This window comes from Serinicoccus sp. CUA-874 (assembly GCF_001942225.1).
Lineage (GTDB): Bacteria > Actinomycetota > Actinomycetes > Actinomycetales > Dermatophilaceae > Ornithinicoccus > Ornithinicoccus marinus.
The window spans coordinates 65,354-85,877 of sequence record NZ_MKJZ01000035.1 but is presented as its reverse complement, the minus strand read 5'-3'; the positions used below and the strand labels follow the sequence as shown (position 1 = coordinate 85,877).

Sequence of the window (20,524 nt, the reverse complement as noted above, 5' to 3'; positions counted from 1 at the left end):
CGTGCCACGGACCCCCGGCGCCGTCCTGACGGTCCCGTGGGAGTCGGGACCCTTCCCGATTCCCCCGGGACGCTGTGCGGTGATCGGATGATGCCGTACGACTACGGGCCCGGCGAGGTGATCCTGCGCGACGAGCCGGGCTCGCGCGACCGGGTGAGCGTCGTCTTCCCGGAGGACACCCCGCACGAGGACGCCGAGGCCCGGGTCCGCGACGTCGCGGAGGCGAACGGGCTGGAGGTCGCCGACCTCGACGTCGTCGACAACTCCGGCCCGGACACGGTGCGGGTGCAGGTCACCACGCCGGTCGGCACGGCCACCAGCCTGCTGGGCGCGACCGTGCCGGCGAGCGTGGCACAGCAGTGGGCAGGACTGTCCGAAAGCGGGGAGGTGCACCTGTCGCTGCCCCGGTGGTCCACCGTCGACGGGGACCCGAAACGGCACGACGGCGACGTCGTCATGGGCGGCGAGGCAATCTCCTATCGCCAGGCGTGGTGGATTCCGGTGCTGCCGGCGCTGCTCCTCGTGGTCCTGCCGGTCGTGATCCACCTCCTGCTGCGCGGGTATGCCCGTCGTCAGGTCGCGAGCGAGGAGGAGCGCGACGTGCGGGTGCACCGGCTGCGGGTGGCCACATCCGCGACGCTGCTCGGGGGGATGCTGCTCCTCGTGGCCGGCTCCCTGCTGGGCGGCCAGGACGGCGTGACCCTGCTGCTCGCCGCGGTCGCCCCGGAGGCGCCGGGATGGCTCGCGATCGCGGTGCGGTTCTCGCTCTTGCTGCTGGCGCTCGTGCTGGTGGTCCTGGCGGTGCTCCTCGCGGTCGTCCCGGCGGACCGGGAGCTACGGCGGACCGAGCAGAGCACCGGCGGCGCCGTGCGGGAGGCGGTGCGGGCCTTCCTCGTCATCGGCGTCCTGGGAGGCGTGGTCGGCGGCATCGGCGGGGCGGTGATGGTGTGGGACACCTGGGCCTACCTCGCCTTCCTGGTGGTCGTGATGGTCGTCGTGGCGGTTCTGGGACCCATGCTCATCAGCCGCATGATGCGCACCCGGGAGTTGCCGGAACCGCACCGGTCCCGGCTGCGCGAGCAGCTCGAGGCGCACGACGTCCGCGTCCGTGACCTGCGGATGATCGACACCCGCGGCGGCAAGGTGGTCAACGCCGCGATCAGCGGTGTGCTGCCGCAGCTGCGCTACGTCTTCGTCACCGACCACGCGCTGGAGGTGCTGAGCGAGGAGGACCTCGAGGCGGTCCTCGCGCACGAGGCGGGGCACGGCAAGGGTCACCACCTGCTCATCAAGGCCGGCGCCGCACTGCTGCCCCTGCTGCTCATCGTCGGCGGCGGCTGGGCCGCACGCGAGCAGCTCGGTCGGCTGCTGGAGACGGTGCCGCTGTGGGGCGTGCTCGCGGCGGTCTGGCTGATCGTGCCGGTCCTGCTCATCACGGTCCAGGGTGTGGTCGGCATCGCGCTGGAGAAGCGTGCGGACGACTACGCCGCCCGCACCGTGGGCGCCGAGCGGCTCGCCTCCGCGCTCGACGCCCTCGCCGAGGCCAACGTCGCGAAGCGGCGCACCGGGTGGCTGTGGAACCTGCTGCAGCAGCATCCCGGGCTCGAGGGGCGCATCGCGCGCCTGCGGTCAGCGCCGCGCAGCGAGGCACCCGCCGACGGGTGAGCGGGAGCCGCGCTGCCAGAGCGTCCCGTGAAAGTCGTGACCCTTCCCGACTCTCACGGGACGCTGTGCCCGGCGGCGGGTCAGGCGCGCGCGATGACGTCCAGCAGCTCCTCGAAGGTCTCCAGCGAGTGGCCGGCGACGAAGTCGTCGACGTGCGGCAGGGCGGCGACGATGCCCGCCTGGACCGGGGCATACCCCGCCTTGCCGCGGTGCGGGTTGGCCCACACCACCCGGTGCGCCAGCGAGCGCAGCCGTCGCATCTGCTCCCCCAGCGCCTCGGGCGCCTGCCGCTCCCACCCGTCGCTGAGCACGACGACGACCGCACCGCGGGCCATCCCCCGTCGCCCCCAGCGCCGCAGGAAGACCTCGACCGCCTCGCCGAGCCGGGTCCCGCCCGACCAGTCCGGCACCGTCTCCCCCGCGGCCAGCAGCGCCCGGTCGGGGTCGCGCTCGCGCAGCGCCCGGGTGACGTGGGTGAGCCGCGTGCCGACGGTGAAGACCTCGGTGCTGGCCGGCGCGGACTGCACGACCGTGTGCGCCAGCCGCAGCAGCGCGTCGGCGTAGGAGCTCATCGAGCCGGAGACGTCCACGAGCAGCACCACGCCGCGTCGCCGGACCGCCTGCTCGCGCCACCGGATCCGGGTGGGCTCGCCGAGGTTGCGCAGGTGTGCGCGCACCGTCGCCCGGCCGTCCACCTCCCCTCGTCGCGACCGGGTATGCCGTCGCCCGCGCCGCGTGGGCGGGCGCGGGCGCAGCGTCGCGAACTGGCGGCGCAGCGCCGCCCGGTCCGCCGGTGACAGCCCGGCCACGTCGCGGTGCCGCAGCACCTCCTGCGCGGACGCGAGCGCGTGCAGCATCTCCTGCCCGTCGGCGTCGTCCTCGCCCCGGCCGTCCTCCAGCGGCGACTGCACCGTCGTGGGCCGCGGCGGCTCCTCGCGGCTCACCGCGTCCAGCGGCACCCCGCCGAACCAGCCGGCGAAGACCCGGTCGTAGGCGCCCAGGTCGGCCGGCGAGGCGGTGAGGGTCGCCCGACCGGCCCAGTAGACCCGCGCCTGCTCCCCCAGCCCGACGGCGGCACAGGCCTGCAGGAAAGTGCGCTCCCGGTCCGCGGTGACCGGGAGCCCGGCGCCCCGGCAGGCCCGGGCGAAGCCGGCGAGCACCTGGCCGGCGCCCCACCCCTCGGGCCGGGTCGAGCCGTCGGCCCCGTCCCCGGCGTCAGGGGCGTCGGCGCTCATCTCGACCCTCGCCCGGTCCGGATGCATCACGGCATACCTCTCAGCCGGCGAGCATCCGGTCGAGCGCGACGCGGACCCGCTCGGCGTCCTCGCGGTACTTCACCGCAGCCCCCATCGTCGCGGCGGCCACCTCGGGGTCGAGCCGGCTGCGCCCGAGCGCGGCCAGGGCGCGCACCCAGTCCAGCGTCTCGGCCACCCCGGGCGGCTTGACCAGGCTCTCGTCGTCCCGGACCTGCTGGACGAGGGTGACGACCTCGCGTGCGAGGGTCTCCTCCACCTGCGGCAGCCGGGCACGGACGATGGCGAGTTCGCGCTCCAGTCCGGGGTGCTCGATCCAGTGGTAGAGGCAGCGGCGCTTGAGCGCGTCGTGCAGTTCGCGGGTGCGGTTGGAGGTGAGCACGACGAAGGGCGGCGTGTCGGCGGCGACGACACCGAGCTCGGGGATGCTCACCGACCACGTCGAGAGCACCTCGAGCAGGAAGGCCTCGAACTCGTCGTCGGCCCGGTCGATCTCGTCGATGAGCAGCACGCACGGCGCCTCCCGCAGCGCCCGGAGCACCGGCCGGGCCTGGAGGAAGCGCTCGTCGAAGAGCTCGGCCTCGAGCTCCTCCGCGTCCCGCCCCTCCCGCCCGAGCGCCTCGACCGCGCGCAGGTGCAGGATCTGCCGCGGGAAGTCCCAGTCGTAGAGCGCCTGGCTCGCCTCGATCCCCTCGTAGCACTGCAGCCGGATCAACGGCACGTCCTGCAGCTGCGCGATCGCCTCGGCCAGCGCCGTCTTGCCGGTGCCGGGCTCCCCCTCCAGCAGCAGCGGCCGCTGCAGCGAGTGCGCCAGCCAGGTCACCGTGGCGAGCCCGTCGTCCGCGAGGTATGCCGTCTCCGCCAGCGCGGCGCTCAGCGTGTCCGGGCTGGTCAGGTCGTCGTGCTGCATGGCCGCCAGCATCGCCGACCGGTGCCGGGTTGTCCACGGCGGAGGCTTGCCCCGCCAGGGATGACCCACTAATGTATTAGTCCCGAGTGCTACAGAAGGGAGCGGTGGTGTTCTGGTTCGCCCTCGTCGTCTGCCTGGCGGTGCCGCCCGTGGCCTACCTCATGCGTCGTGCCGACGCCGAGCGCCAGCTGCAGCCCCTCCTGGCCGCGGGGTGGGAGCCCGAGGAGGACGTGCTGGAGCGCGCGCGGACCAGCCTGGCCCGGCAGCAGGTCTTCGTGACCACCGGGGCCGCCGTGGGCGGTGTGCTGACGCTGCTCGCCCTCGCGACGCTCCTGCCCGAACCCGCCTACGGCGTCCTGGGCTTCGGCCTCGTGAGCGGGTCGACACTCGGCGGCGTCGCCGGGCACCTCTCCGGCGGGCGGATCCCCACGGGTCCCCGCGTCGCCGAGGCGGTGCCGAGGCGCGCTGCCGACTACCTCGGCCGGGCGCACCTCGTGGCGCTCGGTGCCTGGGGGCTGGTGACGGCGGTCGCCGCGCCCTGGGCGCTGCTGCAGCTCCGTTCCGTGGAGGGGCCGGCCGGGTGGCTCGTGCCGGGTGCCTGGTGGTCGCGGCCGGGTGGCTGGTGGCCGCCCTGCTCATGGGCGTCGCCGTCCTGCGGCGGCGGACGACCGCTCGAGCCGAGGGCGACCTGGTCTGGCAGGAGTGGCTGCGGGCGCGGGTCCTCAGCGACCTCGCCGGGTCCCTCTGGCTCTCGGTCTGCTGCGTCGGCACGGCGCTGTGGGTCGCGCTGCTCGAGGGTTCTGGTGCGGCCATCGCCATGGAGCTCGCGGCGTGGATCACCGCCCTGGCCGTGCTCGGTCTGTTCGCGTTCTGGTGGGCGCGCACCGGCATACCCGCCGCGGTGCAGGAGGCGGTGGCGTGCTGATCCGGATCGACCCCGACCTCGCCACCCCCGTCTTCGAGCAGATCGTGGACCAGGTGGTCGCCGGGGTGCGCGCCGGCGACCTCGTGCCCGGCGAGAAGCTGCCCCCGGTCCGTCAGCTCGCCGGCGACCTCGGCATCGCGCCCAACACCGTCGCCAAGGCCTACCGCCAGCTCGAGGAGGAGGGGCACGTCGAGACGCGCGGGCGCGGCGGCACGCTCGTGCGGGACGAGCTCGCCCCCTCCCTGCCCAGCCGGGGTGCGGCCGCAGACTTCGTGCGCGCCGCCCGCGAGTCCGGTCTCGACCTCTCCCAGGCGATCGGCCTGCTGCGCCGGAGCTGGTGAGCCCCGTGCCCGCGACAACGGCACGATCGGCACTCGCCCTCGGGGCTCTCGTCGCGCTGTGCGGCTGCACCGGAGGTCAGGACGCACCTGCACCGACAAGGGACCCCGCGGCCGCCTCGACGGCAGGCATGTCGGCCGTCGAGCAGCGGCACCCGGACGTGATCGAGGCCGAGCTCGTCCCTGCCGACGACGGCACCTACGACGTCGAGGTGACGATCTCCTCGCCCTACGACACGCCGCAGCGGTATGCCGACGGCTGGCGGGTCGTGGCGCCGGACGGGACGGTGCCCGGGGAGCACCAGCTGGCGCACGACCACGCCGGTGAGCAGCCGTTCACCCGGACCCAGCGCGGCCTGACCATCCCGGACGAGGTCGGCGAGGTGACGGTCGAGGGCCGGGACCAGCAGTTCGGCTACGGCGGCGGCACGGTCACCACCGACGTGCCATGAGCGCTCAACCTGCCGAGTGGCCCGGTGGCGCGCCCGGCAACGCGCTGACCGTGCACGAAGTGGGCCACCCGTAGACGGATCCGAGCCCGTCCCAGAGCCATCCGCTCATGTCGTCTCCTCCGGCTCGTCGACGTCGCGGCCGCCGGCCAGGTCGCCGCACTCGACCAGAGCCGGCCGGGCGCGACGCAGATACGTCCGGGCTCCAGCGTCGCCGCGCGATCCCCCGAGCACCTGCTGCCAGTGCTCCTGACCGAGCGCGACCGGGTGCCCCGGCGTGCCCTGGTATGCCGCCCGCGCCAGGGTGGAGGGTCGGGTGCCGCCCTGCGCCAGCAGCCGGGCGACGACCTCGGCGCCGACGTCGGGCAGGTCCACGAGGTGCACCACCGCGACGAGCGGCACGGTGCGACCCCGCGCGACGAGGGACATGAGCCCGGCGCGCAGCGACTCCCCCATCCCCTGCTCCCAGGTGCCGCAGAAGGTGGTCGCGACCTGCGGCATACCGGAGGCTTGGCCGAGCACGCGCTCGACCCGACCCGCCTCGGCCCCGGTGACGACGAGCACGTCCCCGCAGCCCCCGTCGAGCAGGACCCGCGCGGAGCGGACCACCCACGCCTCGGTGTCACCCTCGGTCCTCGCCAGGGCCTTGGGCCCGCCGTAGCGGCGTCCGGCCCCGGCGGCGAGAAGCAGAGCGGTGACGCGGGCGGCGGGTGCGGGCATGCACGACAGTGTGCCGTGCCGACCGCGGTGAGGTGCTCAGCCCTGGGTGATCGGCAGGCCTGCGTCCTGCGCGTCGCCGAAGCCCGCGTCCACGTGCACCGGCGAGCCGCCCGCGCGCTGGATGAGGCTGGCGGCCACGCCGGCGCGGTAGCCCGAGCCGCAGTGCACCCAGACGGTGCCGGTCGGCACCTCGTCCATGCGGGTCAGCAGCTCGTGCAGCGGCACGTTGACCGCGCCCTCGACGTGCGAGGCGGCGAACTCGTCCGCGCGACGCACGTCGAGCACGGCCTCGTCCGCGCCGCGCTCCTGGAGCATCTGCTCCCAGCCGACCCGGGGATAGGACGCGGTGGCGGCGTCCGGGGCGAGCTGCGCGGGGTCGGTGCCGAGCGCGGCGTCCGGGGAGTCGATGCCGATGCGGGACAGGTCGCGGATGGCGGCCTCGACCTGCTCCCGGCTACCGGCCAGCGTGATGCGGTCGTTCCACGGCAGCACCCAGCCCAGGAAGGTGGTGAAGCTGGCCCCGTTGCCGTACTCGAAGCTCACCGCGCCCGAGAGGTGGCCATCGGCGAAGGCCACGCGCTCGCGCAGGTCGACGACCCACTCCCCCTGCTCCAGGCGCCGGGTCAGCTCCTCGGCGTCCAGCGGCTCGGGGACGGCCAGGTCGACCGGCTGCGGTCCCTTGAGGTTGGCCGGACCCATGTGCGCGTAGTAGGTCGGGTAAGCCGTGAGGTTGGCGATGAGCTGCTCGACGAAGTGGGCCTCGTCCTGGTCGGTCAGGGCGTGGTTGTGCTCCCGCTGCTCGGCGATCGTCGAGCTCTCGGCACCCGTCGCCGGCCCGCTGGAGCAGAACGAACCGAAGCCGTGGGTGGGGTAGAGCGCGGCGTCGTCCTGGGACTCCCCCACGAGCCGCCGCACGGAGGCATACTGCGCGTGCGTGAGCTCGGTCGTCTTGGCCGGCGCGACGAGGTCGGTGCGCCCGACCGAGCCGAAGAGCAGGCTGCCACCGGAGAACACCGCCTGCTCGCCCTCGTGCGTGACGACGTAGGACAGGTGGGTCTCGGTGTGACCCGGCGTGGCGACCGCCTGCACCTGCAGCCCGCCGACGGCGACGCTCTCGCCGTCGCTGATCGGGGTGCGGTCGAACTGCACCGGGTCGGCGGCGTTGACGAGGTATGCCGCTCCCGTCGCCCGGGCGAGCTCGAGCCCACCGGTGACGTAGTCGTTGTGGATGTGCGTCTCCGCGACGTGGGTGATCCGCACCCCTGCCTGCGCTGCGGCGGCGGTGACGCGGTCGATGTCGCGCTGCGGGTCCACGACCAGGGCCACCTCGCCGTCGTGCACGAGGTAGGACCGGTCGCCCAGGGCTGAGGTGTCGATGACGGTGACGTTCATGAGGGGTGCTCTCTCTCCTTCGGTTTGGCGGCGTACCTAAATGTACGTACTATTGCTGCCCGGTGCAACAGCACCACCCCTTCACATCTTCCCCACCACTCGAGGAGCGAACGTGAGCAACACCCCCGCCAGCACGAGCATTACCGTCGACGCCCAGTGGCTCGCCGAGCGCCGCGCCGCCGGAGCCGACCTGCTCGTCCTGGACGTCCGCACCCCCGCCGAGTTCGAGTCGGCCCACATCGAGGGCTCCTACAACGTGCCGCTGGACACGCTCAAGGAGCACCGCGCCGACATCGCCCGGCACCTGGACACCGACGTCGTGCTCGTCTGCCAGTCTGGCGCCCGGGCGGAACAGGCCGACGTCACCCTCAGCGCCGCCGGCAGCGACAACCTCCACGTCCTGCGCGGCGGGATGGGCGCCTGGGAGAGCTCGGGCCAGCGGGTCGTCCGCGGCGCCCAGCGCTGGGAGCTCGAGCGCCAGGTCCGGCTCGTCGCCGGCGGCATCGTCCTCTCCAGCATCCTCACCAGCACCGTCGTGCCGGGCGCCAAGTGGGTCGCCGGCGGCATCGGCGCCGGCCTCACCTTCGCCGCGCTGAGCAACACCTGCGCGATGGGGATGCTGCTCTCCAAGCTGCCCTACAACCAGGTCAAGGGGACCGACCCGGCCCAGCTCGTCGCCCAGCTGACCGGACGCTGACCGTGCTCGTCCTCGTCCTCCTCCTCGCCGCGCTCGTCGGGGTCACCCTCGGCCTGCTCGGCGGCGGCGGCTCGATCCTCATGGTGCCGCTGCTCGTGTACGTCGCCGGGATGGACACGAAGGAGGCGATCGCCACCTCGCTACTCGTCGTCGGCGTGACCAGCGCCGTGGGTGCGGTCTCGCACGCCCGCGCGGGGCGGGTCCAGTGGCGGACCGGGCTCGTCTTCGGCGTGGCGGGGATGGCGGGGGCGTATGCCGGTGGCCGGCTCGCCGCCTACGTGCCGGGCCACTGGCTGCTCGTCGGCTTCGCGGCCATGATGCTCGCCACGGCCTTCGCCATGCTGCGCGGACGCCGCGAGGTGGACCCGCGCAAGGTGCACGACCACCTCCCCGTCCCCCAGGTCGTCCTGGAGGGTCTGGTCGTCGGGCTGGTCACCGGCCTGGTCGGCGCGGGCGGCGGCTTCCTCGTGGTGCCGGCGCTGGCACTCCTGGGCGGCCTGCCGATGCCGGTGGCCGTGGGGACCTCGCTCGTCGTCATCGCGATGAAGTCCGCGGCCGGCCTGGGCGGGTACCTCGCCTCGGTCCACATCGACTGGACCACGGCCGGTCTGGTGACGGCCGCGGCCGTGGTTGGCGCCCTGCTCGGCGGCCCGCTCGCCGGCCGCATCAGGCCCGACCGGCTGCGCACGATGTTCGGGTGGTTCGTCCTGGTCATGGCCGCGTTCATCATCGTCCAGGAGGTCGTCGTCCCGGCCCTGGCACGGTGACCTCTCCTCTGGAACCTCCCGTGGCTACCCTGGATGGAGTGAGACTCGACCGGACCAGCGCACAGCCGCTCTGGGCACAGCTGCACGCGGACCTGCTGCGGCGCCTGGAGGCGGGCGACTTCACCCGGGGGTTCCCGGCCGAGGGAGAGCTGCGCGAGGAGTATGCCGTCTCCCGGCATACCGTCCGCGAGGCGCTGCGCCGGATCCGCGCCGCCGGCCTGGTGCGCTCCGGCCGGGGCCGGCGCAGCGAGGTGCTGGCGACCACCATCGAGCAGCCGCTGGGCGGGCTGTACTCGATGTTCGCCGAGGTGGAGGCGCGCGGGATGCGGCAGACGAGCCGGGTGCTCTCCTGCGGTGTGACCCACGAGGTCCGCGCCGCGCAGGCCCTCGGCCTGCCGCCGCAGACCGATCTCTTCGGGCTGGAGCGGCTACGCCTCGCCGACGACGTGCCGCTGGCGCACGACTGCGTCTGGATGCCGGCGGCGCTGGCGGGGGTGCTCGTCGGCACCGACTTCACCCGGACCGCGCTCTACGGCGAGCTGGAGCGACACGGCATCCCCCGCCCCGACGGCGGCCACGAGCGGATCGCCGCCGCCGTCCTCGACGAGGATCTCGCGGCGCTACTCGACGTGCCGCCGCCGGCCGCCGGGCTGGTCATCGAGCGGACCGGGACCTTGCAGGGCGCGCCGGTCGAGTGCCGACGCACGACGGTCCGCGCGGACCGCTATGCCCTCACCCTGTCGTTCGACGCCGACGGCTTCACCGTCGGACGCTAGAGGCAGGATGTCCCCATGAGCATCGTGGTGGACATCGACGAACTCGCGGACGCGCTCCGGCGGCACCCCACGGCATACCTCCTGGTGTCCGGGGAGGAGCGCCCGCACGTGGGTGAGGTGTTGGTGAGCATGCGCGACGACATCCTCGTCGTCGAGCGGCCCGGACGCACCGCGTCGCGCACCGTCCCCGACCGTCCGCACGTCACGCTGCTGCTGCCGCCGGCCGAGGCGGGCGGCTACTCGCTGATCGTCGACGGCGAGGCGGCCCTGGTCGGCGACGAGCTGCACGTCGAGCCGAGCCACGCCGTGCTCCACCGCCGCCCCCGGCCGGACTCGGAGCCGTCGGAGACGGGATGCGGCAACGACTGCCAGCCGCTGCCGTGAGCAGTGAGGAGGTCGTCGGCGGCACCGTGCTCGACGAGGACTGGTATGCCGCCGAGCTCGCCGAGGCGTCCTGGCGCGACTGCGTCTTCCGGGAGGTCGACCTCACCGAGGCGGTGACGACCGGGTGCCGCTTCACCGACTGCACCTTCGACCGGTGCCGGTTCAACGCCTCGGTGCATCGGGGCAGCGCCTTCGTCGCCTGCACCTTCACCGACACCTCGTTCTTCGACGCCACGCTCGAGGGCTGCCGGCTGGACGGGTCCAGCTTCGGCGGCTGCGACCTGCGGCCGCTGACCGTCTCCGGCGGCTCGTGGTGGGGCGTGTCGCTGCGGGGCGCCGACCTGCGCGACCAGGACCTGAGCGGGCTGCGGCTCACCGAGGCCGACCTGACCGAGGCCGACCTGCGCAAGACCACCGTGCGCGGGAGCGACCTGTCGGGCGCGCTGCTGCGCTCGGCGCGGCTCGAGGGGGCCGACCTGCGGGAGGCGAGCCTCGTCGGTGCCGACCTCACCGACGCCGCCGTGCGCGGCGCGAGGCTCGACCTGGCCGGGGCGCTGGCGCTCGCCGAGTCGCTCGGCGCGGTCGTCGACGCCTGACCCGCCCGGGCGTCGCGACCCGGTGCGGCACCGGCGCGTCGCCGGTAGGGTCGTGCGGTTGTGACCCCCTCGGCTGCTGCTCCGGTCGCGCCTGCCCCGGCGCGCGCCTACCTGCGGCTGCTCGTGGCGGGTTTCCGGCAGCAGAGCGCCTACCTCGCCGCGGCCGTCGGCGGGCTCGTCGCCAACGCCACCTTCGGCTTTCTCAAGGCGGCCATCCTGCTCGCGACCCTCGCCGCCGCGGGCGGCACCCTCGGTGGCTACGACACCGGCACGATGCTGGCCTACGTCTGGCTCAGCCAGGCGATGCTGGGCCTCGTCAACGTCTACGGTCGCGACGTCCTGGCCGAGCGCATCCGGTCGGGCGACATCGCGGTGGACTTCCTGCGCCCGCTCGACCTGCAGCTCGCCGGCCTGGCCACCTTTCTCGGGAGCCGGCTCTTCACGCTGCTCCCGCGCGGACTGCCCACCCTGACCGTCGGCCTGCTCACGACGGGCATGGCGCTGCCCCGGGGGGTCTGGCCCTACCTCCTCGGGACGCTCAGCGTGCTCCTGGCGATGACGCTGTCCTACCTGTGCGTCTACGCCCTGTCCATGAGCGCGCTGTGGCTGGTCGAGATCCGCGGCCTGCAGGTGGCCTACATGGTCGTGGCCAGCTTCTGTTGCGGGCTCTACATCCCGGTGGGCCTCTTCCCCGGCTGGCTCGAGACGCTCGCCCGGATCACTCCCTTCCCGTCGACGCTCATGACGCCGGTCGAGATCCTGTCCGGGTATGCCGCCGGCATGGACGCCCTGCGCCTGGTCGCCGTCCAGGTCCTGTGGATCAGCGTGGTCGCCGCGGGCGGGCACCTCCTCACCCGCGCCGGGCGCCGCCACCTGGAGGTGCAGGGTGGCTGACACGGCAGCACTCGTCGCCGACCTGCGGGCATACCGGGCGGTCCTGGCCTCCCGCGTCCGCGCGCAACGCTCCTACGCGACGTCCTTCCGGCTGGACCTGCTCGGCGCCGGTCTCATCACCCTCGTCGAGTTCGGTGAGGTGTGGGTGCTCTTCGGTCAGGTCGACGCGATCGGTGGGTTGACGCTCGCCTCGGTGATGCTGGTCTTCGGGCTGGCCGAGATGACGTTCAGCCTCGCGGACCTGCTCGTCGGGCACTGCGACCGGATGCCGACCTACGTGCGCGCCGGGACGGTCGACGTCTTCTACCTCCGTCCGCAGCCGGTGCTGGCCCAGCTGATGACCAGCGATCTCGACCTGCGCCGGATCGCGCGGGTGCTCGGGGGAGGCGTCATCCTCGTCGTCGGTCTCGCGGTGAGCGGGGTGACCTGGACCCCGGAGAAGGTCACCCTACTCGTGCTGACGATCCCGGCGGCGACGGCGATCTACGCCGCGATCTTCATCGCCGCGGCGGGCCTCCAGTTCTTCCTCGTCAACGGGGCCGAGACCACCAACGCCTTCGTCTACGGCGGGAGGTATGCCGCGAGCCAGCCCGCGTCGGTGTGGCCGCGGTCGCTGGTGATGGTCTTCGGGCTGATCTTCCCGGTCGTCTTCACCGGCTACCTGCCCGCCCTGGCGCTGCTGGACCTGCCGGTGCCCTTCGGTCTGCCCGGCTGGATCGCCTGGCTCGCGCCGGTCGTGGCCGGCTGGAGCTGGCTGCTGGCCCTCGGGTGCTGGCGGCTGGGGATGCGGCACTACCAGGGGGCGGGCGGGTGAATCCGACAGGTACCGGCGGTCGTCCGGCGGGTGAGGGCGCCGTCGTGCAGGTCAGCGGGCTGACCCGCGACTTCGTGGTCCGCTCCCGCGGTCACCGGATCCGTGGCCGGCGGGTCCGCGCGGTGGACGACCTGAGCTTCACGATTCGGCCCGGTGAGGCCGTGGGTTACATCGGGGCCAACGGCGCGGGCAAGTCGACCACCATCAAGATGCTCGCGGGCATCCTGGTGCCGACCGAGGGCGAGGTGCGCACCTGCGGGCTGGACCCGGTGCGGCAGCGGCGCGCGCTGGCCCGGCAGATCGGGGTCGTCTTCGGGCAGCGCTCCCAGCTGTGGTGGGACCTGCCGGTCGCCGAGTCCTTCCGCATCCTCGCGGCCATCCATCACCTCGACGCCACGACCGAGCGGGTGCGCACCGGCGAGCTGGTCGAGCGCCTCGAGATGGGGGGCTACCTCGACACCCCGGTCCGGCAGCTCTCGCTCGGGCAGCGCATGCGCGCCGAGGTCGCCGCGGCGCTGCTGCACTCCCCTCGCCTCGTCGTCCTCGACGAGCCGACGATCGGGCTGGACGTGCTCTCCAAGCAGCGGCTGCGCGAGTTCCTCATCGAGGAGCGCCGCGAGCACGGCACGACGCTGCTGCTCACCACGCACGACATGGGCGACGTCGAGCGCCTGTGCCCGCGGGTCCTGGTCATCGACGACGGCCGGCTGGCCTACGACGGCACGCTCTCCGGGCTCTCGCGCACCGTCGGCGCCCGCCGGGTGCTCGTCGTGGACCTGGAGCGGCCTGCCGAGCCGCTCACGGGCATACCGTCGACCGAGCACCTGTCCAGCGAGGGGCACGGGCTGCAGCAGCGCCTCGCCTTCGACCCCGAGCGGACCACGGCTGCGGCCGTCCTCGCGGCGGTCTCGCAGCGTGGCGAGGTGCGCGACCTGGCGATCGAGGAGCCCGAGATCGAGGACGTCGTGCGCCGCATCTACGCCTCACGGCGCTGAGCGAGATCGCCCCTCCGCCGCCCGCAGGAGTCCGACCCCTGTTCCTCGGTGATCGGCGCCTGGACGGCGGGCCCCGATGACGTCGACCGCCGGTGCGGGTCGGTGCCCGTGGCGCTCATCACCCGAGAGAGCGGCCTGCCGACGGGCGTGCGGGTACTGGACAGACGACGCGGACCGTGCCCACCGTCAGCTGCAGGAGGCGGGGTCCGTCCGCACGAGGACGTCTTGCGGCTGGAGGGGATGCCGCCGATGTTCACCTTCGACGACTCCGAGGGCAACACCGTCATCGTGCTGGAGTTCTACCGCGCCGTCCGCGGCCGGGAGCCGGACGCCTCGCTCATGCCCGGTCTGGCGGAGTGGCACGTCGGCGGCGGTGCCCTGCAGGTGACCGTCGACGGGCGACGCAGCGGCGGCGGCCTGGTGACGCTCCAGGTCACCGACCTGGGGCCGACGGTCGCTGCGCTGTCAGACCGGGGTGTGGAGGTCCGCGCGCAGGAGGGCACGGCGGTGGCAGGGTTCGCCTCCCTCGATGACCCCGACGGCAACCTGGTCACCCTGGTGCAGACAGCCCCCTGAACCCACGGAAAAACCCCCGGACCGAGGGTCCGGGGGTTTCCCTGTCCTGGAACAGGACACGGTGTCCGGAGGGGGACTTGAACCCCCACGCCCGTTAAGGGCACTAGCACCTCAAGCTAGCGCGTCTGCCATTCCGCCACCCGGACAAGGGTGTCGCTGCGGCACCCGTGGGAGGTGCGCAACGACCGTCAAGACTAGCACGGTCACGGGGGTGGATCGCGCCACTCCGGTGGGTCGGCCTGGTGCAGCGCGGGGTCGTCCTCGCGGAAGCTGCGCACCGGGCCGGGCGCGGTGCGCGGACCCTCGAAGCGGACCGTCACGACACCCCGGCCGCTCCCCCACACCCAGCCGGTTCCGTGCCCGTCGTGCCGCACGTCCTGGCCGGTCCGCCACCCGGGCAGCATCCGGCCGGCAACGGCCCGCGGCGGCTCCTCCTCGTCCGCACCGTCGCCTCCCTGCGCCACGACGTCGCGCGCGTCGGAGGCGTCCTCCAGCGCCCCCACCGCGTCCGGGAGGGCGACCTCCCCCAGCTCGGGGTATGCCGTCTCCAGCGACAGCTCCTCCTGCGCGTGGGCGGTGAGCCCGGCGACGCCCAGCCCGAGCAGCCGCAGCCCCGACGTCACATCGACCGAGCGCAGCAGCCGCCGACCCTCGCGCTCGATCACGCCGGCGTCGCCGGTGGCGAAGGGCAGCGTGCCGGACCGCGTCTGCGTCGTGAAGTCGTGCTGCCGGGCCTTGACCGTGATGGTGCGGGCGAAGACGCCGGTCCGCTCCAGCCGGCCCGCCAACCCCCGCGACATCCGGGCCAGCTCCGACTCGAGGGCGGACCGGTCGGACACGTCGTGCTCGAAGGTCCCCTCGACCGAGATCGACTTCGCCTCCCGCTCCACCACGACCCGGCGGTCGTCCTCGCCCCGGGCGAGCCGGTGCAGGGCGCCACCATGCGCGGTGCCGAAGATCGAGACCAGGTCCGGCTCGGACATGCGCGCCAGGTCGGCCACCGTGTCGACCCCGAACCCGTGCAGCCGCGAGGCCGTCGCCGGCCCGATCCCGGGGATGGCCCGGACCGACAGCGCGTGCAGCACCTCCAGCTCCTCCCCGGGGCGCACCACCGTCACCCCCGCGGGCTTGTCCATCTCGCTGGCGAGCTTGGCCATCATCTTGGTGGTCGCCAGCCCGACCGAGGCGGTCAGCCCACCGGTCGCCTCCACGATGCCCTCCAGCAGCTCCCGGCACCACTCCTCGACGTCGTCGTCCCAGCCGAGCGGCCCGCCGGGCGGGGTCAGGTCGACGTAGGCCTCGTCCACGGACACCTGCTCGACCAGCGGCGAGCGTTCGCGCAACATCGCCATCACCACCTCGGAGGTGGTGCGGTAGGCGGCGAACCGCCCCGCCAGGAAGGCCGTCCCGGCGGGACAACGCCGCCGCGCCTCGATGGTGGGCATCGCCGAGCGGGCGCCGTACCGCCGGGCCTCGTAGGACGCGGTCGCGACGACGCCGCGGCCGCCCAGCCCGCCGACGATGACCGGTCGCCCCCGCAGCGATGGCTTGTCGCGCTGCTCCACCGCCGCGAAGAAGGCATCGAGGTCGAGGTGCATGATGCACCGACGCGCGTCCTGCGGCATACCGTCCACTGTGTCACGGCGCACCGACGGGCCAAGACGACGTGCGTGGCCGGGGGCACCCGGGTTAGGTTCGGCCCATGGACCTCGACCGCACCGCTCCCCCTCACCCCGTCGACATTCTCCCGGCCGCGCCGGCCCCGCTGGAGGTGACCAGCGAGGACTTCGCCGACGGCGAGGCGCTGCCGGACGACGCCGGCTACGGACACGGCAACACCTCGCCACAGTTGTCCTGGTCCGGCGCGCCCGAGGGCACGAAGTCCTACCTGCTGGTCTGCCACGACCCGGATGCGCCCGTCGTGGGCGGCTTCTCGCACTGGGCGATCCTGGGTTTGCCCGCCGACGTCACCAGCCTCGCCTCCGGGGCGGGTGAGTACGGCAACCAGCACGGTGAGGGCGCCTACACGCTGGCCAACGACTTCGGCACCAAGGACTGGGGCGGCTGCGCCCCGCCCGAGGGTGACGTGCCGCACCGCTACGTCTTCACCGTGTGGGCCCTGGACACCGACGACACCGGGCTCGACGCCTCCAGCTCGATCGCCAAGGCGCAGTTCATGACGCTCGGCAACGTGCTGGCCCGAGGCTCGATCACCGGCACCTACCAGCTGTGACCCTCGCCTGGGCGCCCGCCCTGGACCGCCCGGACCTGCTGGCAGAGCCGGTGCGGCTGGCGCTGGAGGGCCTCCGCCAGGAGGGGACCGAGGCAGCGGGCGTCGACGTCGGCGTCATCGAGGTCGCCGAGATCGACCCGGACCAGGCCGACACCGCCGTGCTGGTCGAGGCGACCGGGTGGGCGATGGAGGACATGGCCAACTGCATCGTGATCGCCGGATCGCGCGCGGGGCAGGAGCGGGTGTGCGCCGCCCTGGTGCTCGGGCATACCCGTGCCGATGTCAACACGACCATCCGCAAGACGCTCGACGTGCGCAAGTGCTCGTTCATGGGCATGGACGACGCGGTCGAGCGCACCGGGATGGAGTACGGCGGCATCACCCCGGTCGGGCTGCCGCACGACTGGCCGGTGCTGGTCGACGCCCGCGTCCTGGACCGGGACCGGATCGTCATCGGGTCGGGTGTGCGACGCAGCAAGCTGCGCCTGCCCGGTGCGATGGCGGCCCATCTGCCCGGCGCCCGGGTCGTCGACGGGCTCGCCGTCTGAGAGCGACACCTGCGTCCCGTGGAAGTCGTGAACGGTCACGACTCCCACGGGACGCTCCGTCGTGGTGAGGGGCTGAGCACCACGTCGCAGCCCACCACCGCCACCACGACGGAGGACCGCAGCGCCTACCGCGCGGTCACCCTGTTCCCGCTGCTGGTCCTGCTCGCCGGGTTCATCGGGTATGCCGTCGCCGGCCGGTCTCCGGCGGCGCGGGCCTCATCACGCCGCTGCTCGGCCTCATCATGTTCGGGATGGGCCTCACGCTGACGCTGCGCAGCCGCTCGTACTCCTCGCCGCCCTCGGCGAAGCTGCCCAGCAGCCGGCTCATGACCTCCCCCGGTCCCGCACCGCCCAGAAGGCCACGGCGGAGGCGGCCGCCACGTTGAGGCTGTCGACCCCACCACCCATGGGGATGCGCACGGTCAGGTCCGCGCTCTCCACCGTCCGCGGTGACAGGCCGTCGCCCTCCGTGCCGAGCACGAGGGCGAGGCGGTCGGGCGGGTCAGCCTCGAGCTCGTCCAGGCTCACCGCGTCGTCGGCGAGCGCCAGGGCGGCGACGGTGAAGCCGAGCTCGCGCAGCGTGGCCACTCCCCCGGGCCAGGGATCGATCCGGGTCCACGGCACCTGGAAGACGGTGCCCATCGACACCCGCACCGCGCGCCGGTAGAGCGGGTCGGCGCAGCGCGGGGTCACCAGCACCGCGTCCACCCCGAGCGCCGCCGCGGAGCGGAAGGCCGCGCCGACGTTGGTGTGGTCCACGACGTCCTCCAGGACCGCGACCCGCTGTGCGTCGTGCACCACGTCGGAGATCTCCGGGAGCTCGGGCCGGTGCATGGCGGCGATCGCGCCCCGGTGCAGGTGGAAGCCGGTCATCTCCTCGATCACCGAGGCGGTCCCGACGTGGACCGGTATGCCCGCCGCGAGCGCCGGCTGCACCAGCTCGGTCAGGTCGGCGGCCCAGCGAGGGGTGAGCAGCAGCGAGCGCATACGGTGGCCGGCGGCGAGGGCGCGCCGGATGACCTTCTCGGACTCGGCGAGGTAGAGACCCTCGGCGGGTTCGAGCACCCGCCGCAGCGCGACATCGGTGAGCTGGAAGTAGTCCCGCACCCGCGGGTCGCGCGGGTCGTCGATCCAGGTGACGCCCTCGGGGACGGGGCGCTCATCCGTCACGCCGCTCACGTCACCAGCAGGTTGACGATCGCGACGGAGCCGATGACGACGATGACCGCCCGCAGCAGCGCGGGCGGCATCCGGCGACCGACCCGGGCGCCGACGACCCCGCCCAGCAGCGAGCCGATGCTGATGAGCAGCACCACCACCCAGTCGACGAGCTCGGGTGCGACGACGAGGAAGACCAGCGCGGCGACGAGGTTGGCGATCGTGGCGAGGACGTTCTTGATCCCGTTGATCTGCTGCAGCCCCAGCGGCAGCAGGATGCTCATGATGCCCAGGAGTAGGACACCCTGCGCCGCGCCGAAGTAGCCGCCGTAGACCCCGGCGAGCAGAATCCCCAGCAGCAGGGCGACCCAGCGCCCCGGCGTGATCCGGTCGGCGTGCTGCCGGGCGGCCCACCGCTGCAGCCGTGGGCCGAAGACCACGAGGAGCAGGGCCAGCAGGATGAGCGCCGGCACGATCGCCTCGAAGGCGGCCGGGGGGAGCCAGAGGAGCAGCAGCGCGCCGATGACCGAGCCCAGCAGGCTCGCGGGCCCGAGCCGACGCAGCATGGGCCCCAGGCTCCGCAGCTCGTGTCGGTAGCCCCATGTCCCGGTGAGCCCGCCGGGGACGAGCCCGAGCGAGTTCGACACGTTGGCGGTCACGGGCGGGTAGCCGAAGAGCAGCAGGGTGGGGAAGGTCACGAGCGTGCCGGACCCGACGATGGTGTTGATGGTCCCGGCCGCGAGGCCGGCGAGGATGATCGCCGCGACCTCGAGGACGCTCACCGCTGCCCGTCGCGGTCTGCGACGTCCGACGCAGGTTCCCCGGCCGGTGCGGCGGCGCGCGCCGCCCAGCGGTCCCCGTGCCGGTCCACCACCAGCGGCAGCCCGAAGGTCTCCGAGAGGTTCTCCGCGGTGAGGGTGAGCTCGATGGGGCCGGCCGCCACGACCCGCCCCTCGCGCAGCATGAGGATGTCGGTGAAGCCGGGCGGGATCTCCTCGACGTGGTGCGTGACGAGCACCAGCGCCGGCGCGTCGAGGTCCTGCGCGAGCACGCTCAGCCGCCCGACGAGATCCTCCCGGCCGCGCAGGTCCAGGCCGGCGGCGGGCTCGTCGAGCAGCATGAGCTCGGGGTCGGTCATGAGCGCCCGGGCGATCTGCACCCGCTTCCGCTCCCCCTCGGAGAGGGTGCCGAAGCGCCGCGGCGCGAGGTGCGCGACCCCGAGCGCGTCGAGCAGCTCACCCGCGCGCTCGTCGTCGGTCTCGTCGTACTGCTCGCGCCACCGGCCGACCACCCCGTAGGCGGCGGTGAGCACGACGTCGCTCACCCGCTCCTCGGCCGGGATCCGGTCGGCCACCGCCGCGCTCGACACCCCGATCCGGGGCCGCAGCTCGAAGACGTCGACCGCACCGAGCACCTCACCGAGGACGCCCGCGACACCGGTCGTCGGGTGCATCCGGCCGGAGGCCAGCTGCAGCAGGGTCGTCTTGCCGGCCCCGTTGGGTCCGATGACGACCCACCGCTCCCCCTCCTCGACCGACCAGTCGACCTCGCTCAGCAGGTCCGTGGTCCCACGGCGGACACCCACGCCGGCGAATTCGAGGACGTCGCTCATGGCCGCCCACTCTAGTCGGCGTACCGGCACCTACCATCGCCCCCATGCCCGACCACGAGCTCCCGGCCAGTGTGCGCGTCGCCCTGTGGGCGACCGCCGCCTACGCGGGCCGGATCGACGTCTCCGGCGTGGCTCCGCGAGCGCTGCCGGACCTCGACCACGTCGAGGGTCTGGCTGAGCCGCTGGCGATGTGGCAGAGCCTCGGCGAGCGCGCCGTCCTCGTCGCCCTGCCCCGGCCCGGGGACCTCTCGGGTATGCCGTCCGCCACCGGCGACCTGCACGCCGCGGCCAGCGCCGCCCGGGAGTGCGTCTTCATCCCCGGCCTCGGGGGCGCGCTCGTGCCCGACTTCGAGCGGTTCGGCCCGGAGGGCGACCAGGGCTGGGCGGTCCGCTTCGAGCTGCACGGGGCCGACCCCTACCCGACGCACCGGGTCGAGGCGCTGGACCTCGGCCAGCTCGAGCTGTCGCTGCGCACCGAGCTCGCCGCGCACACGCAGACCCTCGCCGCCACCGGTGGTGCGCCCTTCGGTGCGGCCGCCGACCGCGCCCTGGACCGTCTCCGGGCCCTCGCCGACGCCGATCGTTGGGGCCTGCCCCCCGGCCTGCCGGGTCGTGCGGAACGGCTCATCGGGCTGGCGGCGACCGTCCTGCGGCTCACCGAGGCCGGCCTGGACCCCGACCTGGAGTCGGTCGACCTCGCGACCACCAGCGCACGTGGGCAGACCCTCCGCCGGCTGCACGCGCAGGCCGCGACCTCGCTCGCCGACGCAACCAACACCGCGGTGCTGCACCTCGCCGGCTGGCGCTGAGCCGGCGGGGCCC

The 20,524-nt window shown here is 73.8% G+C and carries 25 protein-coding genes and 1 tRNA gene; 17 read left to right on the top strand and 9 right to left on the bottom strand.

Features of this window, described 5'->3' with window-relative positions:
- Positions 1–90 precede the first annotated feature (90 nt).
- Positions 91–1,665 (top strand): M48 family metalloprotease, encoded by a 1,575-nt coding sequence (locus tag BJF80_RS12665; RefSeq protein ID WP_158068536.1) that lies wholly within the window; start codon positions 91–93, stop codon positions 1,663–1,665.
- A gap of 80 nt (positions 1,666–1,745) precedes the next feature.
- Here BJF80_RS12665 and BJF80_RS12660 read toward each other — a convergent pair whose 3' ends face one another.
- Complete coding sequence (locus BJF80_RS12660; RefSeq protein WP_075814358.1) at positions 1,746–2,900, bottom strand: vWA domain-containing protein; 1,155 nt, start codon at positions 2,898–2,900, stop codon at positions 1,746–1,748.
- Between the two features lie 40 nt (positions 2,901–2,940).
- Positions 2,941–3,828, bottom strand: coding sequence for an AAA family ATPase (locus tag BJF80_RS12655; protein WP_075814356.1), 888 nt, complete (start codon positions 3,826–3,828; stop codon positions 2,941–2,943).
- Positions 3,829–4,429: 601 nt separating this feature from the next.
- Between BJF80_RS12655 and BJF80_RS12645 the strand changes: the two genes are divergently transcribed.
- From BJF80_RS12645 to BJF80_RS12635, 3 genes are all read left to right on the top strand, one after another.
- Positions 4,430–4,753 carry a hypothetical protein gene (locus tag BJF80_RS12645; protein WP_075814122.1) on the top strand — a complete coding sequence of 108 codons (324 nt, stop codon included), beginning with the start codon at positions 4,430–4,432 and terminating at the stop codon, positions 4,751–4,753.
- On the top strand, positions 4,747–5,094 hold the full coding sequence (locus BJF80_RS12640) for a GntR family transcriptional regulator (protein ID WP_143554108.1): 348 nt from the start codon (positions 4,747–4,749) through the stop codon (positions 5,092–5,094). Before BJF80_RS12645 ends, BJF80_RS12640 begins: the two co-directional genes overlap by 7 nt.
- Positions 5,095–5,222: 128 nt before the next feature.
- The gene (locus tag BJF80_RS12635) at positions 5,223–5,543 is read left to right on the top strand and encodes a hypothetical protein (protein ID WP_237767605.1); all 321 of its coding nucleotides are present in this window, start codon (positions 5,223–5,225) and stop codon (positions 5,541–5,543) included.
- Positions 5,544–5,648: 105 nt separating this feature from the next.
- Here the strand turns inward: BJF80_RS12635 and BJF80_RS12630 are convergent, their stop codons facing one another.
- Positions 5,649–6,260, bottom strand: coding sequence for a nucleotidyltransferase family protein (locus BJF80_RS12630; RefSeq protein WP_075814120.1), 612 nt, complete (start codon positions 6,258–6,260; stop codon positions 5,649–5,651).
- Between the two features lie 36 nt (positions 6,261–6,296).
- Positions 6,297–7,652 (bottom strand): MBL fold metallo-hydrolase, encoded by a 1,356-nt coding sequence (locus BJF80_RS12625; protein ID WP_075814118.1) that lies wholly within the window; start codon positions 7,650–7,652, stop codon positions 6,297–6,299.
- Positions 7,653–7,764: 112 nt separating this feature from the next.
- On the opposite strand from BJF80_RS12625, the gene BJF80_RS12620 reads away from it, so the two are divergent.
- The 9 genes from BJF80_RS12620 (at position 7,765) to BJF80_RS18915 (ending at position 14,151) form a co-directional block, all read left to right on the top strand.
- Positions 7,765–8,349 (top strand): rhodanese-like domain-containing protein, encoded by a 585-nt coding sequence (locus tag BJF80_RS12620; protein WP_075814116.1) that lies wholly within the window; start codon positions 7,765–7,767, stop codon positions 8,347–8,349.
- Positions 8,346–9,116, top strand: a complete 771-nt coding sequence (locus tag BJF80_RS12615; RefSeq protein WP_202817223.1) for a sulfite exporter TauE/SafE family protein — start codon at positions 8,346–8,348, stop codon at positions 9,114–9,116. Before BJF80_RS12620 ends, BJF80_RS12615 begins: the two co-directional genes overlap by 4 nt.
- A 38-nt stretch (positions 9,117–9,154) precedes the next feature.
- Complete coding sequence (locus tag BJF80_RS12610) at positions 9,155–9,892, top strand: GntR family transcriptional regulator (RefSeq protein WP_202817217.1); 738 nt, start codon at positions 9,155–9,157, stop codon at positions 9,890–9,892.
- Positions 9,893–9,907: 15 nt separating this feature from the next.
- Complete coding sequence (locus BJF80_RS12605; RefSeq protein ID WP_075814112.1) at positions 9,908–10,276, top strand: hypothetical protein; 369 nt, start codon at positions 9,908–9,910, stop codon at positions 10,274–10,276.
- Positions 10,273–10,872, top strand: a complete 600-nt coding sequence (locus BJF80_RS12600; protein ID WP_237767604.1) for a pentapeptide repeat-containing protein — start codon at positions 10,273–10,275, stop codon at positions 10,870–10,872. Before BJF80_RS12605 ends, BJF80_RS12600 begins: the two co-directional genes overlap by 4 nt.
- A 60-nt stretch (positions 10,873–10,932) precedes the next feature.
- Positions 10,933–11,766, top strand: a complete 834-nt coding sequence (locus BJF80_RS19385; RefSeq protein ID WP_083673662.1) for an ABC transporter permease — start codon at positions 10,933–10,935, stop codon at positions 11,764–11,766.
- Positions 11,759–12,580, top strand: a complete 822-nt coding sequence (locus BJF80_RS12590; protein ID WP_075814108.1) for an ABC transporter permease — start codon at positions 11,759–11,761, stop codon at positions 12,578–12,580. Before BJF80_RS19385 ends, BJF80_RS12590 begins: the two co-directional genes overlap by 8 nt.
- Positions 12,577–13,575: an ABC transporter ATP-binding protein gene (locus BJF80_RS12585; protein ID WP_075814106.1), complete on the top strand. Its 999-nt coding sequence runs from the start codon at positions 12,577–12,579 to the stop codon at positions 13,573–13,575. Before BJF80_RS12590 ends, BJF80_RS12585 begins: the two co-directional genes overlap by 4 nt.
- A 249-nt stretch (positions 13,576–13,824) precedes the next feature.
- A complete protein-coding gene (locus tag BJF80_RS18915; RefSeq protein WP_158068535.1) occupies positions 13,825–14,151 on the top strand; it encodes a VOC family protein in 327 nt (108 codons plus the stop codon).
- A gap of 62 nt (positions 14,152–14,213) precedes the next feature.
- On the opposite strand, the gene BJF80_RS12575 is transcribed toward BJF80_RS18915, so the two are convergent.
- A tRNA-Leu gene (locus BJF80_RS12575) sits at positions 14,214–14,297 on the bottom strand.
- A gap of 57 nt (positions 14,298–14,354) precedes the next feature.
- Positions 14,355–15,776, bottom strand: a complete 1,422-nt coding sequence (locus BJF80_RS12570) for a DNA polymerase IV (RefSeq protein ID WP_075814102.1) — start codon at positions 15,774–15,776, stop codon at positions 14,355–14,357.
- Positions 15,777–15,853: 77 nt separating this feature from the next.
- Here BJF80_RS12570 and BJF80_RS12565 point away from each other — a divergent pair, with 77 nt between their 5' ends.
- Genes BJF80_RS12565 through BJF80_RS12555 form a run of 3 tightly spaced genes read left to right on the top strand, consistent with a single transcriptional unit; the run spans position 15,854 to position 17,199 of the window.
- Positions 15,854–16,384 carry a YbhB/YbcL family Raf kinase inhibitor-like protein gene (locus BJF80_RS12565; RefSeq protein WP_075814100.1) on the top strand — a complete coding sequence of 177 codons (531 nt, stop codon included), beginning with the start codon at positions 15,854–15,856 and terminating at the stop codon, positions 16,382–16,384.
- Positions 16,381–16,932 (top strand): YbaK/EbsC family protein, encoded by a 552-nt coding sequence (locus BJF80_RS12560; protein ID WP_075814098.1) that lies wholly within the window; start codon positions 16,381–16,383, stop codon positions 16,930–16,932. Before BJF80_RS12565 ends, BJF80_RS12560 begins: the two co-directional genes overlap by 4 nt.
- 18 nt (positions 16,933–16,950) lie before the next feature.
- Complete coding sequence (locus BJF80_RS12555; protein WP_075814096.1) at positions 16,951–17,199, top strand: hypothetical protein; 249 nt, start codon at positions 16,951–16,953, stop codon at positions 17,197–17,199.
- A 57-nt stretch (positions 17,200–17,256) separates the two neighbouring features.
- On the opposite strand, the gene BJF80_RS12550 is transcribed toward BJF80_RS12555, so the two are convergent.
- Genes BJF80_RS12550 through BJF80_RS12540 form a run of 3 tightly spaced genes read right to left on the bottom strand, consistent with a single transcriptional unit; the run spans position 17,257 to position 19,702 of the window.
- Positions 17,257–18,102, bottom strand: coding sequence for a TrmH family RNA methyltransferase (locus BJF80_RS12550; RefSeq protein ID WP_075814094.1), 846 nt, complete (start codon positions 18,100–18,102; stop codon positions 17,257–17,259).
- A 5-nt stretch (positions 18,103–18,107) separates the two neighbouring features.
- The gene (locus BJF80_RS12545) at positions 18,108–18,872 is read right to left on the bottom strand and encodes a sulfite exporter TauE/SafE family protein (RefSeq protein WP_075814092.1); all 765 of its coding nucleotides are present in this window, start codon (positions 18,870–18,872) and stop codon (positions 18,108–18,110) included.
- Positions 18,869–19,702, bottom strand: coding sequence for an ABC transporter ATP-binding protein (locus tag BJF80_RS12540; protein WP_075814090.1), 834 nt, complete (start codon positions 19,700–19,702; stop codon positions 18,869–18,871). Before BJF80_RS12540 ends, BJF80_RS12545 begins: the two co-directional genes overlap by 4 nt.
- A 44-nt stretch (positions 19,703–19,746) precedes the next feature.
- Here BJF80_RS12540 and BJF80_RS12535 point away from each other — a divergent pair, with 44 nt between their 5' ends.
- On the top strand, positions 19,747–20,511 hold the full coding sequence (locus BJF80_RS12535) for an Rv1486c family protein (RefSeq protein ID WP_022924017.1): 765 nt from the start codon (positions 19,747–19,749) through the stop codon (positions 20,509–20,511).
- Positions 20,512–20,524 lie beyond the last annotated feature (13 nt).